This is a genomic window from Pseudomonas putida S13.1.2 (assembly GCF_000498395.2).
Lineage (GTDB): Bacteria > Pseudomonadota > Gammaproteobacteria > Pseudomonadales > Pseudomonadaceae > Aquipseudomonas > Aquipseudomonas putida_Q.
Map to the genome: position 1 here is coordinate 3,638,404 of NZ_CP010979.1, position 15,572 is coordinate 3,653,975.

Annotated in this window: 15 protein-coding genes and 2 pseudogenes; 7 read left to right on the forward strand and 10 right to left on the reverse strand. The window is 62.5% G+C overall.

What is annotated here, in order from left to right:
- Nucleotides 1-107: 107 nt before the first annotated feature.
- The 5 genes from N805_RS16025 to N805_RS16045 are packed head-to-tail and all read left to right on the forward strand — an operon-like array spanning nt 108 to nt 4,205.
- The gene (locus tag N805_RS16025) at nt 108-914 is read left to right on the forward strand and encodes an alkaline phosphatase family protein (RefSeq protein ID WP_019473208.1); all 807 of its coding nucleotides are present in this window, start codon (nt 108-110) and stop codon (nt 912-914) included.
- On the forward strand, nt 911-1,762 hold the full coding sequence (locus N805_RS16030) for an ABC transporter permease (protein ID WP_019473207.1): 852 nt from the start codon (nt 911-913) through the stop codon (nt 1,760-1,762). Before N805_RS16025 ends, N805_RS16030 begins: the two co-directional genes overlap by 4 nt.
- Entirely contained in the window at nt 1,752-2,546 is a 795-nt protein-coding gene (locus N805_RS16035; RefSeq protein ID WP_019473206.1) for an ABC transporter permease, read from the forward strand. Before N805_RS16030 ends, N805_RS16035 begins: the two co-directional genes overlap by 11 nt.
- 1 nt (nt 2,547) lies before the next feature.
- Nucleotides 2,548-3,537 (forward strand): ABC transporter ATP-binding protein, encoded by a 990-nt coding sequence (locus N805_RS16040; RefSeq protein WP_019473205.1) that lies wholly within the window; start codon nt 2,548-2,550, stop codon nt 3,535-3,537.
- Nucleotides 3,538-3,551: 14 nt separating this feature from the next.
- Entirely contained in the window at nt 3,552-4,205 is a 654-nt protein-coding gene (locus N805_RS16045; RefSeq protein WP_019473204.1) for an HAD family hydrolase, read from the forward strand.
- A gap of 120 nt (nt 4,206-4,325) precedes the next feature.
- Here N805_RS16045 and N805_RS16050 read toward each other — a convergent pair whose 3' ends face one another.
- Nucleotides 4,326-5,288 carry an NAD(P)H-quinone oxidoreductase gene (locus N805_RS16050; protein WP_019473203.1) on the reverse strand — a complete coding sequence of 321 codons (963 nt, stop codon included), beginning with the start codon at nt 5,286-5,288 and terminating at the stop codon, nt 4,326-4,328.
- A gap of 140 nt (nt 5,289-5,428) precedes the next feature.
- Here N805_RS16050 and N805_RS16055 point away from each other — a divergent pair, with 140 nt between their 5' ends.
- Nucleotides 5,429-7,510 carry a carboxy terminal-processing peptidase gene (locus N805_RS16055; protein WP_019473202.1) on the forward strand — a complete coding sequence of 694 codons (2,082 nt, stop codon included), beginning with the start codon at nt 5,429-5,431 and terminating at the stop codon, nt 7,508-7,510.
- Between the two features lie 39 nt (nt 7,511-7,549).
- Here the strand turns inward: N805_RS16055 and N805_RS30545 are convergent, their stop codons facing one another.
- Nucleotides 7,550-7,726: a hypothetical protein gene (locus N805_RS30545; RefSeq protein ID WP_155412697.1), complete on the reverse strand. Its 177-nt coding sequence runs from the start codon at nt 7,724-7,726 to the stop codon at nt 7,550-7,552.
- Here N805_RS30545 and N805_RS31025 point away from each other — a divergent pair.
- A pseudogene (locus tag N805_RS31025) lies at nt 7,643-7,816 on the forward strand (diguanylate phosphodiesterase); the annotation flags it as partial. The gene N805_RS30545 and the pseudogene N805_RS31025 sit on opposite strands and share 84 nt — an antisense overlap.
- 13 nt (nt 7,817-7,829) lie before the next feature.
- Here N805_RS31025 and N805_RS16065 read toward each other — a convergent pair.
- From N805_RS16065 to nirB, 8 genes and pseudogenes are all read right to left on the reverse strand, one after another.
- Entirely contained in the window at nt 7,830-8,198 is a 369-nt protein-coding gene (locus tag N805_RS16065; RefSeq protein WP_016501064.1) for a hypothetical protein, read from the reverse strand.
- Entirely contained in the window at nt 8,195-8,533 is a 339-nt protein-coding gene (locus tag N805_RS16070) for a helix-turn-helix domain-containing protein (protein ID WP_019473200.1), read from the reverse strand. Before N805_RS16070 ends, N805_RS16065 begins: the two co-directional genes overlap by 4 nt.
- Nucleotides 8,534-8,644: 111 nt before the next feature.
- Complete coding sequence (locus tag N805_RS16075) at nt 8,645-9,085, reverse strand: YkvA family protein (protein WP_019473199.1); 441 nt, start codon at nt 9,083-9,085, stop codon at nt 8,645-8,647.
- 288 nt (nt 9,086-9,373) lie between these two features.
- Nucleotides 9,374-10,126, reverse strand: a complete 753-nt coding sequence (locus N805_RS16080; RefSeq protein WP_016485307.1) for an FKBP-type peptidyl-prolyl cis-trans isomerase — start codon at nt 10,124-10,126, stop codon at nt 9,374-9,376.
- A gap of 229 nt (nt 10,127-10,355) precedes the next feature.
- A complete protein-coding gene (gene pcaQ / locus N805_RS16085; RefSeq protein WP_019473198.1) occupies nt 10,356-11,288 on the reverse strand; it encodes a pca operon transcription factor PcaQ in 933 nt (310 codons plus the stop codon).
- Nucleotides 11,289-11,335: 47 nt separating this feature from the next.
- Nucleotides 11,336-12,301 carry an RHS repeat-associated core domain-containing protein gene (locus tag N805_RS29400; RefSeq protein WP_083849016.1) on the reverse strand — a complete coding sequence of 322 codons (966 nt, stop codon included), beginning with the start codon at nt 12,299-12,301 and terminating at the stop codon, nt 11,336-11,338.
- A gap of 326 nt (nt 12,302-12,627) precedes the next feature.
- A complete protein-coding gene (nirD, locus tag N805_RS16095) occupies nt 12,628-12,990 on the reverse strand; it encodes a nitrite reductase small subunit NirD (protein ID WP_019473196.1) in 363 nt (120 codons plus the stop codon).
- A pseudogene (nirB, locus tag N805_RS16100) lies at nt 12,990-15,541 on the reverse strand (nitrite reductase large subunit NirB). Before nirB ends, nirD begins: the two are co-directional and overlap by 1 nt.
- Nucleotides 15,542-15,572 lie beyond the last annotated feature (31 nt).

The following is a 15,572-nucleotide window of genomic DNA, read 5'->3' on the forward strand; positions in this document are numbered from 1 at the left end:
GACCCGGCCCTTTCGCGGGCACGCCCGCTCCCACAGAGACCGTGCAAAACCCTGTGGGAGCGGGCATGCCGGCGAAGAAGCCAACGCGGTTTATGACTGGAGCCACCATGCAACACAACGTCATCCTGGTCCTGCTAGACGGCCTTAACTATCAGGTTGCCCACCACGCCATGGGCCACCTGCATGCCTATGTCGAGGCCGACCGCGCCGCGCTGTACCGCGTGGAATGCGAGCTACCGTCACTGTCACGGCCGCTGTACGAATGCATCCTCACCGGCGTGCCGCCGATCGACAGCGGCATCGTGCACAACAACGTCAACCGCCTGTCCAACCAGCGCAGCGTGTTCCACTACGCCCGCGAGGCCAACCTGGGCACCGCAGCGGCGGCTTATCACTGGATGAGCGAGCTGTACAACCGCTCGCCCTTCGACCCGCAGCGCGATCGCCATACCCACGCGCCGAAGCTGCCGATCCAGCACGGGCTGTTCTACTGGGACGACCGTTACCCCGATTCGCACCTGCTGGCCGATGGCGAATACCTGCGCCGCCGCCATGCCCCCAACTTCCTGCTGGTGCACCCGATGAGCATCGACGATGTCGGCCACCGCCACGGCCTGGACAGCAGCCAGTACCGCAACGCCGCGCGCAGCGCCGATATCTTGCTGGCCGACTACCTGCCAGGCTGGCTCGAAGAGGGCTACCAGGTACTGGTCACCGCCGACCACGGCATGAACAACGACCGCTCGCACAACGGCCTGCTGGCCGAGGAACGCGAAGTGCCGCTGTTCGTCTTTGGTGACGCCTTCAGCCTGGACCCGGCGGCCAAGCCGCTGCAGACCGAGCTGTGCGGCACCATGTGCGAGCTGCTGGGCGCTGCCCACGACAAGACCGTGTGCCGGGAGCTGCTGAAGTGACTGCACCCAAGCGCAGCGGCGCCCGTGGCCGCTACCTGGCATTGCTCTGCCTGCTGCCGTTTGCCGTGTTCTTCGTCATTTTCCAGATTGCCCCGCTGGCCTGGGTAGCAATCAACAGCGTGCAATCGGAGGCCGGCTGGGGCGTCGCAAACTTCAGCAAGGTGTTCAGCTCCAAGTTTTACCTGCAGGCCCTGCAACGCAGCCTGGAGATCAGCTTCTGGTCGAGCCTGTTCGGCATCGTCATCGCCACCCTTGGCGCCTATTCGCTGCGCCAGGTGGACTCGAGGCTGCGCGATTTCGTCAGCGCCTTCGCCAACATGACCAGCAACTTTGCCGGCGTGCCGCTGGCCTTCGCCTTCATCATTTTGCTCGGTTTCAACGGCGCGCTGACACTGCTGCTGAAGCAGATCGGCCTTTTGGAAGACTTCAGCATCTATTCCAAAAGCGGGCTGATCCTGGTGTACACCTACTTCCAGATCCCGTTGGGTGTATTGCTGCTCTACCCCGCCTTCGACGCCCTGCGTGAAGACTGGCGCGAGTCGGCCGCGCTGCTCGGCGCCAACCACTGGCAATACTGGCGGCACATCGGCCTGCCGGTACTGACCCCGGCACTGCTGGGCACCTTCGTCATCCTGCTGGCCAACGCCCTCGGTGCCTACGCCACCGTGTACGCGTTGACCACCGGCAACTTCAACGTACTGCCAATCCGCATTGCTGGCCTGGTAGCCGGCGACATCAGCCTCGACCCGAACCTGGCCAGCGCCTTGGCGATGGTGCTGGTGGGGCTGATGACGCTGGTCACGGTGGTGCATCAATGGCTACTAAAACGGAGCTACCATGCGCGCTGACGCCCGTTCCGGCGGCTGGTACCACCGCGTGGTGGTCTACCTGCTGTTCCTGATCCTGCTGCTGCCTCTGGCCGGCACCTTGCTTTATTCGCTGGCCACCAGCTGGTCGGCCAGCCTGCTGCCCAGCGGCCTGACCCTGAAATGGTACGTGGCATTGTGGAGTGAGCCGCGCTTCCTGGCCGCCTTTGGCCAGTCGCTGCTGGTGTGCATGGGCGCGCTGCTGCTGTCGGTGGTGCTGATCCTGCCGCTGCTGTTCGTGGTGCATTACCACTTCCCGCGGCTCGACGCGTTGATGAACATCCTCATCCTGCTGCCGTTCGCGGTACCGCCAGTGGTGTCGTCGGTGGGGCTGCTGCAGCTGTATGGCAGCGGGCCGATGGCCATGGTCGGCACGCCATGGATCCTGATCGGCTGCTACTTCACCATCGCCCTGCCGTTCATGTATCGCGCCATTACCAACAACCTGCAGGCCATCAACCTGCGCGACCTGATGGACGCCGCCCAGTTGCTCGGCGCCAGCACCTGGCAGGCCGCGCTGCTGGTGGTGCTGCCAAACCTGCGCAAGGGCCTGATGGTGGCGCTGTTGCTGTCGTTCTCGTTCCTGTTCGGCGAGTTCGTGTTCGCCAACCTGCTGGTCGGCACCCGCTACGAGACCCTGCAGGTGTACCTGAACAACATGCGCAACAGCAGCGGCCACTTCAACAGCGCACTGGTGATCTCGTACTTCGCCTTTGTGCTGGTACTGACCTGGGTCGCCAACCGCCTGAACAAGGACAAGACCTGACATGAGCTTCGTCAGCGTACAGAAACTGCAGAAAAGCTACGCCGGCAGCCCGGTGTTCGAGAACATCGACTGCCACATCGAACGCGGCGAGTTCGTGACCCTGCTAGGCCCGTCCGGTTGCGGCAAGTCCACCCTGCTGCGCTGCATCGCCGGGCTGACCCCGGTAGACAGCGGGCAGATCCTCCTCGACGGCCACGACATCGTGCCGCTGAGCCCGCAAAAGCGTGGCATCGGCATGGTGTTCCAGAGCTACGCGCTGTTCCCCAACATGACCGTGGAACAGAACGTGGCCTTTGGCCTGCGCATGCAGAAGGTCAAGGCCGACGAAAGCCAGGCCCGGGTACGCGAGGTGCTGGCGCTGGTGGAGCTGGGCAACTTTGCCGGGCGCTACCCGCACCAGTTGTCTGGCGGCCAGTGCCAGCGCGTAGCCCTGGCCCGCTCGCTGGTCACCCGCCCGCGCCTGCTGTTGCTCGACGAACCATTGTCGGCACTGGATGCGCGCATTCGCAAACACCTGCGCGAGCAGATTCGTGCCATTCAGCGCGAGCTGGGGCTGACCACCATCTTCGTCACCCACGACCAGGAAGAAGCGCTGACCATGTCCGACCGCATCTTCCTGATGAACCAGGGGCGTATCGTGCAGAGCGGCGATGCCGAAACCCTCTACACAGCGCCTGTGGACCTGTTTGCCGCCGGCTTTATCGGCAACTACAACCTGCTTGACGCCGACAGCGCCAGCCGCCTGCTACAACGCCCGGTCACCAGCCGCCTGGCGATCCGCCCAGAGTCGATCACCCTGGGGGTCAATGGCGAACTGGACGCAGAAGTACGCAGCCACAGCCTGCTGGGCAATGTGATTCGCTACCGCGTAAATGTGCGCGAGGTGGAGTTGGTGGTCGACGTGCTCAACCGCTCGCCGGCCGACCTGCACGCGGACGGAAAACGGGTAAGCTTGTCGATCGACCCCACGGCGCTGCGGGAAGTGGCTTAAGGAGATTCAACACAATGGCATTGGCAATTTTCGATCTGGACGAAACCCTGATCCACGGTGACTGTGCGTCGCTGTGGAGCGAGCAGATGGCCCGGCTGGGCTGGGTCGACGGCAAGGACTTCCTGCGCCGCGACCATGAACTGATGGAGGCCTACGGCAAGGGCCACCTGCAGATGGAGGACTACATGGCCTTCAGCCTGGAGCCGATTGCCGGGCGTACCCTGGAGGAGGTAGAGCACTTGGTTGAGCCGTGGGTCGAAGAGGTGATCGAACCGATCATCTACGGCGACGCCTGCCGCTGCATTGCCGAGCACCGCAAGCGTGGGGACCGCATTCTGATCATTTCCGCTTCGGGGACGCACCTGGTCGGGCCCATTGCGACACGGCTGGGGGTGGATGAATACCTGGCGATCGAGCTGGAGGCGGTGAACGGGGTGTATACGGGCAAGACTCACGGGGTACTGACCTACCGCGAAGGCAAGATCACCCGGTTGCTGGAGTGGCTGGATCAGGAACAGGAAAACCTGGAGGGTGCGAGTTTCTATTCCGATTCACGCAATGACCTGCCGCTGCTACTGAAGGTGGATCATCCGCATGTGGTGAACCCGGATGCGGTGTTGCGTGAGCATGCCCAGACCAATGGATGGCCGATCCTTAGCTGGACCTGACTTTGTACCGCCTGTTCTGGCCCTATCGCCGGCAAGCCAGCTCCCACAGGTCCGTGACAGGCCTCCAATCCTGTGGTGAACCTGTGGGAGCTGGCTTGCCGGCGATAGGGCCGGGCCTGCTTATGAAAGACTTGGGTCTATCACCATGACCAACTTGCCCGACACCTGGTTGGTCTCAAGCTCGGCATACGCCGCCTGGGCGAACTCCACCGGGTAGGTATCGACCAGCTGCGGCGACAAGCGCCCTTCGGCGAACAGCGGCCACACTTGCTGTTGCAGCTCGCGCAGCAATTCGGCCTTGAAGCTGTCATCACGGTTGCGCAGCGTAGAGCCGGTAATCTGCAGGCGCTTGCCCAGTACCTGGGCCAGGTCCAGCTCAAACTTGCGCCCGCCCATCAGGCCGATGATCACCCAACGCCCGTCACGGGCCAGCAGCTTGAGGTTGAGCTCGCCGTAGCTGGCGCCCACCGGGTCGAGAATCACATCGAACGGCCCGAAACCTTCCAGTGCATCCAGGTTCTCGTTACGTACCACACCACCCGCAGCGCCCAGCGCTTCGCAATAGGCCAGGCGCTCCGGCGAACCGACGCTGACCCACACCGGGCTGCCGAATGCCTTGCACAGCTGGATGGCGGCCGAGCCAACGCCACTGGCGCCAGCATGCACCAGCACCTTCTCACCGGCCTTCACGCCACCCAGCTGGAAGATGTTCAGCCAGGCAGTGGCATACACCTCGGGCAAGGCTGCCGCTTCATGCAAGCTGAGCCCTTCAGGTACCGGCAGTACATGGCGGGCATCGACCACCACCTCCTCGGCCATGGCGCCGCTGGCCAGCAGTGCGCATACCCGGTCGCCCACGCGCCAGTCGGCACCGGCACCCACTTCCTCGACCACACCGGCGCATTCAAGGCCCATGTACGGGCTGGCACCGGGCGGCGGCGGGTACAAACCTTTCATTTGCAGCAGATCGGCGCGGTTCAGGCCCGCAGCAGCCACGCGAATGCGCACTTGGCCCGCGTCACAGGCCGGGCGTTCGGCCTCGACCCACTCCACATGTCCGTCAACGCCTTGCAATGCCTTCACAGTGCCTCCATAGTTGAATCATGACTGGGCCTGGGGAACGCACACCCCAGGCTTTTTGCAGTATTTGCCCGGTTCAATGGAACCGGCAACGGAAAAGACGGCCTACTATGCGTGATCAATTGCCTCCACGTCGAATCAGCATGAAGCATTTCCTCCCAAGCACCGCCCTCGCTGTAATGATCGGCCTGGGCAGCCTCACGCTCGGCGGCAATGCAGCGGCCGCCAACAAGTGGGACGGCCTGCAGCCGGACCGCGACGAGATCGTCGCCAGCCTCAACGTGGTGGAATTGCTCAAACGCCACCACTACAGCAAGCCGCCCCTGGACGATGCCCGTTCGGTCATCATCTACGACAGCTACATCAAGCTCCTGGACCCAGCGCGCAGCTATTTCACCGCTGCCGACATTGCCGAATTCGACAAGTGGAAAACGCAATTCGACGATTTCCTCAAGAGCGGTAACCTGGACCCGGGCTTCACCATCTATAAACGCTACCTGGACCGCGTCAAGCAACGCTTGGACTTCGCCCTGGCCGAGCTGAACAAAGGCGTGGACAAAATCGACTTCACCACCAAGGAAACCTTGCTGATCGACCGCAAGGACGCCCCGTGGATGAAGGGCCAGGCCGAGCTGGACGACTTGTGGCGCAAACGCGTCAAGGACGAAGTGCTGCGCCAGAAGATCGCCGGCAAGGAACCCAAGCAGATCCAGGAAACCCTGACCAAGCGCTACAAGAACCAGCTGGCGCGCCTGGACCAGACCCGTGCCGAGGATATCTTCCAGGCCTACATCAACACCTTCGCCCAGTCCTATGACCCGCACACCAACTACCTGTCGCCGGACAACGCGGAAAACTTCGACATCAACATGAGCCTGTCGCTCGAAGGCATCGGCGCGGTACTGCAAAGCGACAACGATCAGGTCAAGATCGTGCGCCTGGTGCCGGCAGGCCCGGCAGCCAAGACCAAGCAGGTAGCGCCGGCCGACAAGATCATCGGCGTGGCCCAGGGCAACAAGGAAATGGTCGACGTGGTCGGCTGGCGCCTGGACGAAGTGGTCAAGCTGATCCGTGGCCCGAAAGGCTCGGTGGTACGCCTGGAAGTCATCCCGGCCAGCAATGCGCCGAGCGACCAGACCAGCAAGATCGTGTCGATCACCCGTGAAGCGGTAAAACTTGAAGAGCAGGCGGCGAAAAAGTCGGTGCTCAAGCTCAAGCAGGACGGGCGTGACTACAAGCTTGGCATCATCGAGATCCCGGCCTTCTACCTCGACTTCAAGGCCTACCGCGCCGGTGACCCGGAATACAAGAGCACCACGCGTGACGTGAAGAAACTGCTCACCGAACTGCAAAAAGAAAAAGTCGACGGCGTGGTCATCGACCTGCGCAACAACGGCGGTGGCTCGCTGCAGGAAGCCACCGAGCTGACCAGCCTGTTCATCGAAAAAGGCCCGACCGTACTGGTGCGCAACAGCGACGGCCGCGTCGACGTGCTGGAAGACGAAAACCCGGGTGCCTTCTACAAGGGCCCGCTGGCACTGCTGGTCAACCGCCTGTCGGCCTCGGCCTCGGAGATCTTCGCCGGTGCCATGCAGGACTACCACCGCGCGCTGATCATCGGTGGCCAGACCTTCGGCAAAGGCACCGTGCAGACCATACAGCCGCTCAACCATGGCGAGCTGAAGCTGACCCTGGCCAAGTTCTACCGGGTTTCCGGGCAGAGCACCCAGCACCAGGGCGTGCTGCCGGACATCGACTACCCGTCGATCATCGACACCAAGGAAATCGGCGAGAGCGCCCTGCCCGAGGCTATGCCGTGGGACACCATCCGCCCGGTCGTCAAGCCGGCGGCGGACCCGTTCAAGCCGTACCTGGCCCAGCTCAAGGCACAGCATGAAGCGCGCAGCGACAAGGATGCCGAGTTCACCTACATTCGCGACCGCCTTGCCCTGACGCAGAAGCTGATGACCGAAAAAACCGTCAGCCTCAACGAGCAGGATCGCCGTGCACGCCACGACGATATCGAAGCCAAGCAGCTGGCGCTGGAAAACATCCGCCGCAAGGCCAAGGGTGAAGAGCCGCTCAAAGAGCTGAAGAAAGAGGACGAGGACGCGCTGCCGGTCGAGGATGAAAACACCAAGCCCGAAGACGACGCCTACCTGTCCGAAACCGGTCGTATCCTGATCGACTACCTCAGCGCGAGCACCAAGGTGGCCAAGAAGTAAGGCGCAGCGGCAGTGATGGCAGAATCATGTGACCTGTCATCAAACAATCATCGCGCTGTCGTGAAATACGGGGCCGGGCATGCAGATGCCCGGCCCTTTCATTTTCAGGAATATGTCATGACCGTCGCCGCCTTGAGTGCCATCCTGGCTCAACGCAGCATTCACAGTCTGTTTCAGCCGATCATGTGCCTGAGCGAGCAACGGGTTTTCGGCCATGAGGCACTGAGCCGCGGGCCGTCCAACAGCCCACTGCATGCGCCATTGAACCTGTTCAGCATCGGCCGCCTGACCGAGCTGGAGGCCGCGCTGCTGCTAACAATCAGGCTGTTTCGGGGTAGCTGTACTCGAACACCCGGACCACCTCGGAGGCATGCCATGAGGCCGCCTCCATGCCATCGACCGGCCCGGCAAACCGCCCCAGCCGTTCGACACATTCAAAGAAGCCGGTACGCGGTAAACGGCTGGCGCCCTGGCTGATCACCAGCGAGCTGCGCAACGGCTGCTCGGCACGGGCATCCAGCACCGCCAGGTACTCCAGCGCGGCAGTGAGCGTCTGCATGGCCGGGCTGGGCAATTGCAAACGCTCGATCAGCGCTCGGTAGGTCAGCAAGTGACGTTGACGACGGGCCAGGTCAAGCTCGCCCAGCAGGTTATCCCAGTGCTGACGGCTGATCCTGACCTGGCTCATGATGGCTCGCTCCAGCCAGCCACCCCCAAATGCCAGGCCAAGGCCCGGCGAATGGCAGCATCCGGCTGGCGTTCGCCGGATTCGATCATGGCCAGATACGCCGGGCTCACGCCGACATTGCGCGCCAGTTGCTCAGGGGCAATGCCCTTGGCCTGGCGAATCTGCGCCACTTCGCTGAACGCCGGCAATGGCGCCACGGCAGCTGGGCCAGCCTGTTCGCCGACAACCGCCTCGGCCGGCGCCTGCCCCGCCGCCTTCAGCAGTGCCTGGTACTGCTCCCAGGGAACGACAGCGTACTCGGGTTGACCGTCCCGGCTAATTACCTGAATACCCATTACAAACCCCTTTAAAAAGGATTACAGCATGTAATCCGTAGGCATAACCCTTATGCCAATTATATTACCAACTCCGGGGTCTGTCCGGTGGCGGTGCAGTTCAGGCTGTTTTCACTGCGTATTGCGCTCCCGCCCCAACGCTTGCGGGGTAGCCGGCAGGCGCTCGACCACGCGCAGCCGCTCGGGTGCCTGGCTGTCGCGCCAGGCCTTGAAGCGCGCGAGTTCGTCGGCCACGGTCTTCAACACCCAGCCCAGTACGGCGATGTCATCCAGAAAACCCACGCCCAGCAACCAGTCGGGGATGGCATCGATAGGGCTGACGAAATACAGCAGGCCGGCCACGATGGTGACCAGGGCCTTTGGGCTGATAGCGCGGTATTCGCCGCGCCACCATGCCAGGCACAGCGACTGTAGCAGTTTCACGTCCTCGCGCAGCCGGCCGAGGCGCGGGCCTTTGCGGGCCACTGCAAACAGCAGGGCTGGCAGCCGGCCACGGCTTAACAGGCGCTCGGCCAAGGGCAGGAAACGGGCAAAATTCCAGGGTGCGCTCATGGAGCCTCCAGGCGGAACAGGTTATCCACATTTATTGTGGATAACCTTGTGAACAGGGGCGCGTTTCTGACCCCAGGTGCCTGCCAGGCAAGGGCCACGGTCAGATCGGGCATTTTTTACACAGCCGTTTCAAGCCATGGGTACCTGGCCGCAAACGATTTGCGTCAGAAACATCCTACATCTACTCGCTGCATTTCCTCCGACAGTATCCACTGTCGCAGGTTCGTCCAATCGCCACAAACGAAAACGCCCCGTCGGGACGGGGCGTTTTGCAAGAGCCAGCCAGTGTTACTTGGCAGGCGCTTCAGCTGGGGCCTCGGCTTCCGGCTCGGCGCCTTGCAGCTGGGCCGGATCCTTGATGGCGATCAGTTCCAGGTCGAACACCAGCACCGAGTTTGCCGGGATCAGCGGGCTTGGGCTTTGTGCGCCGTAGGCCAGTTCAGCCGGGATGAACAGCTTGTACTTCTCGCCAACGTGCATCAGCTGCAGGCCTTCGACCCAACCCGGGATCACACCGCTGACCGGCAGGTCGATCGGGCTGCCACGCTCGACAGAGCTGTCGAACACCTTGCCATCGATCAGCTTGCCTTCGTAATGGACAGTGACCACGTCTGTCGGCTTGGGCTGCGGGCCATCAGCCTTCTTGACCACTTCGTACTGCAGGCCCGATGCCGTGGTGACCACGCCGGGTTTCTTGGCGTTTTCTTCAAGGAACTTCTTGCCGGCGGAGGCGGCTTCTTCGCTGGCCTTGGCCAGGCGCTCCTCGGCGCGTTTCTGCAAGGCAGTGAACGCCTCTACCAGCTCTTCGTCCTTGATGCGTTGTTCTTTCTTGCCAACGGCGTCTTCGATACCGAGAGCGACAGATTTCGAATCAAGGTCTTCCATGCCTTCCTGAGCCAGGCTCTTGCCCATGTTCAGGCCGATACCGTAGGAGGCTTTCTGCGCCGGAGTCTTCAGCTCGGGGCTGCTGGCTTGTTGATCACAGCCAGCCAGTACCAGGCCTACCAGGGCAACCGCAGCCGCCAAACGATGCTGTTTCATGCTATTTCCTTGTTCATGCGCCATAAGGGCAATCAGGGTAAAGCCGCGAGCTTAGCAGGCGGCCATGACCAATGGCTACCGGCATAGGAGCGGGTTTTGGTAAGGAAGTTCAGTAGTTAAACGCTTATTCATCCAAGCGTTTGCAGCCAGTGGCCAGTATTGACCTGTTGTGCCGTTTTTGCCCGGTTTCTCCGGGGATTTATTTCACCGGATGTTGAAATACCTGCGCTCAGGGGTAATTGCCCTCGCGGTACTCCCCTGCCACCTCGCGCAGCACTTCGCACACCCACTGCCCCGGCAGGCTCTGCGGCAAGGCGGCATTGCGGCATATGCCAACCGAGCCGCCCGGCTCGCGCACACCCAGGTCGAGCTCCACCAGCTCGCCACGGCGCAGGTCGAGCAGCACCGCATCGCGCGGCGCCACCCACAGTGCATCGCTGCCCAGCAGGTAGCGCCGGCTCAGGGCCAGCGACAGGGTCTCCAGGCGCTGCGCCGGCATCTGGATGGCGCATTGCACAAACAGGCTGTCGGCATGCTGGCGGATGGTGGTGCCTGCGGGCGGCAACACCAACGGGTAACGCCCCACCAAGGCGCGCTCGACCGGCGTGGCGGCCAGCAGCGGGTGACCCGGGCGTACTACCAGGCTCATCGACTCGCTGTACAGGTGCTCGAACGAAAGGCCCTGGATCTGCGGGCTGTCGGTCATGCGCCCGACCACCAGCTCCAGTTCGCCCAGGCGCAACTGGCCGAGCAGCTGCGCGCTGACCCCGGTGGCCACACTGATGACCAGCGCTTCATGGCGCTGGTGCAGGCGGCACAGTACCTCGGGCATGAGCAGGCCCTCGACCGTCGACAGCACGCCGATACGCACCTGTGACGGCGCCCGCGCTTCGCCGCGCAAGCTGCTGACGCCGTCGCGCAGGGCCTGCACGCTAGGCCCGGCATAACGCATGAAGCGCGCCCCGGCCGGGGTCAGCTCGACGCCCTGGCGGCTGCGCGCGAACAGGCGTGCTTCCAGCAGGTCTTCGAGTTCCTTGAGGGTTTTGGAAATGGCCGGCTGGCTGATCGCGAGCACGTCGGCAGCCCTGGCCAGGCTGCCCTGCCGGGCAATCTCCAGGAAGCACAGCAGGTGGCGGTATTTGATGCGGGTGTCGAGGTTCATGGCAGGGCAGTCTGTTAAACGAGTTGCTACTTTACGCCCTCAGGTGGTCATTGCCTCACCCTGGTAGCCAAATCTTTCGGTTCGTTTGACATTTCCCGTGTCGCTGCTGCCGGTTTGACCGTGACAGGCGCATAGGCAAATCGCGCATAATCGGAATCATCGGGGGTCATGGTTTTGATCAGCCTGACCCAATAATTGTCAATGTCGCCATTGACTCTGGCCGGCCGATTGTCATCCGTCCACAAACTCCCCTGATAGCCAGTGGATGGGGCCTGAGTAATGTTGGCCATATCTTGAATAAATGAGGGTTGGCCGTTAGCAGAATTGCACGCCAGTATATGGGTTGCCTGCCCGCTCATTGCGTAGCCAGATTTTTCCAAGGTATGCACAACTGCACGCGCGGGGTGGTTGACTCGCTCAGTTCCAATTCTGCCGGGAAATCCATGAGCCCCGATATTCAAGACCCGCACTCCAGCGTCACTCTGCGAGTAGAAAACCCGCATCCCATCAACCATTCTAATAGGCCCCTTATAATACAAACCTTGGCCTTTTCCAGGAGATGGCGAATGACCGCTGGGGTCGCTCAAGTTGACAGGATCGCCTCTGACAAAGGCGTAAGCATTCAACCCGCCTTTGCCAAACGGTGATTGGTTATCGGTGCTTTGAAAGCGCATCAGCAGAGGGCTGTAGGTACGGTAGCCCTTTCCTAGAGGGTAGCACTGCGTCAACACATCGCAGCGCTCACCTTTGAAACCGATATCCTCTACGGGGCAGTGAGCAGCAAGTCCATAAACAGCGTAGATTCGCTTTACACACACTGCACTCTCAATTTCATGGAGCACCGAGCCTTGTGCATCGCTGCCGATAATTCTGTTCAAACCGGTTGATGACCGCATGCCTGATAGACCCGCTTCAAAGCGCATGCAGGAGAGGGATTCATTGCCGCTGACAAGCGTCGCAACACCGTTGCGCCTATAGAAATACTTTTGGGTTTTGGATTTAATGATGGCCATGATGGCAATGCCTTTTCCCTTCACCACCGCCTATCATGAAGATAAAACCAAGGCAAATGTACTGGTAAATATGCCAGTTGCGGGGGGTCACGAATCAAAAATCGATGAGTATTCTTGTGGGATAAATGTGTTGCATCAATCTTGTGGCCTGTACGGTCCTTGTAGGAGCGGCCTTGTGTCGCGAAAGGGCCGCAAAGCGGCCCCGGCAATCAATGCGGCGAAGCTGAAATCCTGGGGGCGCTTCGCACCCCTTTCGCGACACAAGGCCGCTCCTACAAGGGCCGCGCAGGGCTTGAGAGCGGAACAAGCGGGTCAGCAGATGAGTATCAGGCCACGGCCAACTCCACAGCCTCCCCGTTCAAGCGCACCGGCCACACCCGCAGGCGCTGCCCGGCATCCTCCAGGCACTCGCCACTCTGCAGGCTGAAATGCTGCTTGTACAACGGCGCCGCCACCACCAGCTCGCCCTGCACACTGCCCACCAGCCCGCGGCCGATGATGTTGGCACCGGAGCGCGGGTCGCGGTTGTCCACCGCATACAGTCGCTGGGCCTGCCCTGGCAGGTAGAACAGCGCCACTTGAGCCCCGTCGAGCCACACCACGACCCCGGAATCGGCCACCAGGTCTTGCGCCTGGCACACCGCCTGCCAGTTCTCACAGGTTTTCACAGCAGCATTGGACAGGTTCATCAGACAGCCTCCTCGACAGTTGGGATCAGGTGCAGCGGTGCAGCGGGCCGGCGTTGTTCGCGTTCGCGCACGAAGTGCACGTCCGGGTCGGCACGCCGGTCATTGACGAAGGTGCGGAAGCGCTTGAGCTTCTCAGGGTCGTTGAGGGCGTTGGCCCATTCACATTCATACTGGTCGACCACATGCTGCATCTGCGCTTCCAGCTCGCCGGCCAGGCCCAGGCTGTCGTCGATGATCACCTGCTTCAGGTAGTCCAGCCCGCCGTCCAGGTTTTCGCGCCACACCGAGGTGCGCTGCAACTTGTCGGCCGTACGGATGTAGAACATCAGTACGCGGTCGATCAGGCGCACCAGGGTTTCGTCGTCCAGGTCGGTGGCGAACAGCTCGGCATGCCGGGGGCGCATGCCGCCGTTGCCGCACACGTACAGGTTCCAGCCCTTGTCGGTGGCGATCACGCCGATGTCCTTGCTCTGCGCCTCGGCACACTCGCGGGTGCAGCCAGACACGGCGAACTTGAGCTTGTGCGGGCTGCGCAGGCCCTTGTAGCGGTCTTCCAGGCGCAGGGCCATGGCGACGCTGTCCTGCACGCCGTAACGGCACCAGGTACTGCCCACGCACGATTTCACCGTGCGGGTCGACTTGCCGTAGGCGTGGCCGGTTTCGAAGCCGGCCTCGATCAGTTCGCCCCAGATCAGCGGCAGCTCGTGCAGCTGGGCGCCGAACAGGTCGATGCGCTGGCCGCCGGTGATCTTGGTGTACAGGTCGTATTTCTTGGCCACCTGGCCGATGACGATGAGCTTGTCGGGGGTGATTTCACCCCCCGGAATGCGCGGCACCACCGAGTAGGTGCCGTTCTTCTGCATGTTGGCCATGAAGGTGTCGTTGGTGTCCTGCAGCGGCACCAGCGCCGGGTCCATGATCGGCTGGTTCCAGCACGAGGCGAGGATGTTGCCCACCGCCGGCTTGCAGATGTCACAGCCAACGTGGCCCTTGCCGTGGCGTTCGAGCAGCTCGCTGTAGGTGCGGATGCCCTCCACCCGCACCAGCCCGTACAGTTCCTGGCGGGTGTAGGCGAAGTGCTCGCACAGGCTTTTGTCCACCGCCACGCCGCGGGCGGTCAGCTCGTGCTCGAACACCTGCTTGAGCAAGGCCGCGCAACCACCGCAGCCGGTGCCGGCCTTGGTGCAGCCCTTGACCGAAGCAAGGTCGCTGCAACCGCTGTCGATGGCGGCGCACACCGCACCCTTGCTGACGTTGTGGCACGAGCAGATGGTTGCGCTGTCGGGCAGCGCATCGGCGCCAAGGGCCGGTGCACCACCGCCTTGCGGCAGAATCAGCGCTGCCGGGTCGGCTGGCAGGGCGATGCCATTCTGGGCGTATTGCAGCAGGGTGTCGTAGTAGCTGTTGTCGCCGACCAGCACCGCGCCCAGCACGTGCTTGCCGCTGGCGTCTACCACCAGCCGGCGGTACGCGCTGTTGGCTTCGTCGCTAAAGCGGTAGCTGCGTGAACCAGGGGTGGCGCCATGGGCATCGCCGATCGAACCGACATCCACGCCCAGCAACTTGAGCTTGGTCGACATGTCGGCGCCGGTAAACGCCACCGCCGCTTCCCCCATCAGCAACGCCGCCAGGTTGCGCGCCATGCTGTAACCCGGGGCGACCAAGCCGAACACGCTACCGTTCCACGAAGCGCACTCGCCAATGGCAAAGATGCGCGGGTCGCTGCTGCGGCAGTGGTTGTCGATCACCACGCCACCGCGGGCGGCGATGTCCAGGCCGCAGCCACGGCCCAAGGCATCCTGCGGGCGAATACCGGCGGAGAACACGATCAGGTCGGCTTCCAGGTGCTCGCCACCGTCGAAGTTCATGCGGTAGCGGTAGGTTTCACCGCCGCTGATCGACTGGGTGGCACGCGACAGGTGCACGCCAACACCCAGCGCTTCAATCTGTGCCTTGAGCGCGGCACCGCCCTCGCCGTCCAGCTGAACCGGCATCAGCCGTGGGGCAAATTCCACCACGTGGGCTTCCAGGCCCAGCGATTTGAGCGCGTTGGCGGCCTCCAGGCCGAGCAGGCCACCACCGACCACCACGCCACGGCGGGCACCGGCTGCGGCAGCGCGGATGCCATCGAGGTCATCAAGGGTGCGGTAGACCAGACGGGCATTGCCGCTGGAGCCTTCGATCGGCGGCACGAACGGGTATGAGCCAGTGGCCAGGACCAGTTGGTCGTAGCCGTAGCGCCCTCGGCGGTGACTACCTCACAGCGCTCACGGTCGATTTCCAGCACGGCCTCACCGAGGTGCAGGTGCACGCCGTTGGCGTTGTAGAAGTTGTGCTCGCACAGCGCCAGGGTCTCGGCACAACTGCCGCCGAAGTATTCGGACAGGTGCACGCGGTCGTAGGCGCGTTGGCGCTCTTCGCCGAACACCCGCACTTCGAAGCGCTGCAGGGCGCCGCGGCTGACCAGTTGTTCGACGCAATGGTGGCCGACCATGCCGTTGCCGACGATGACCAGTCGCTCTCGTTGCCCGCTGCTCGCTGTTGCCTTCATAAGCCGATCCTCGATCAAAAAAAAAAGCGCC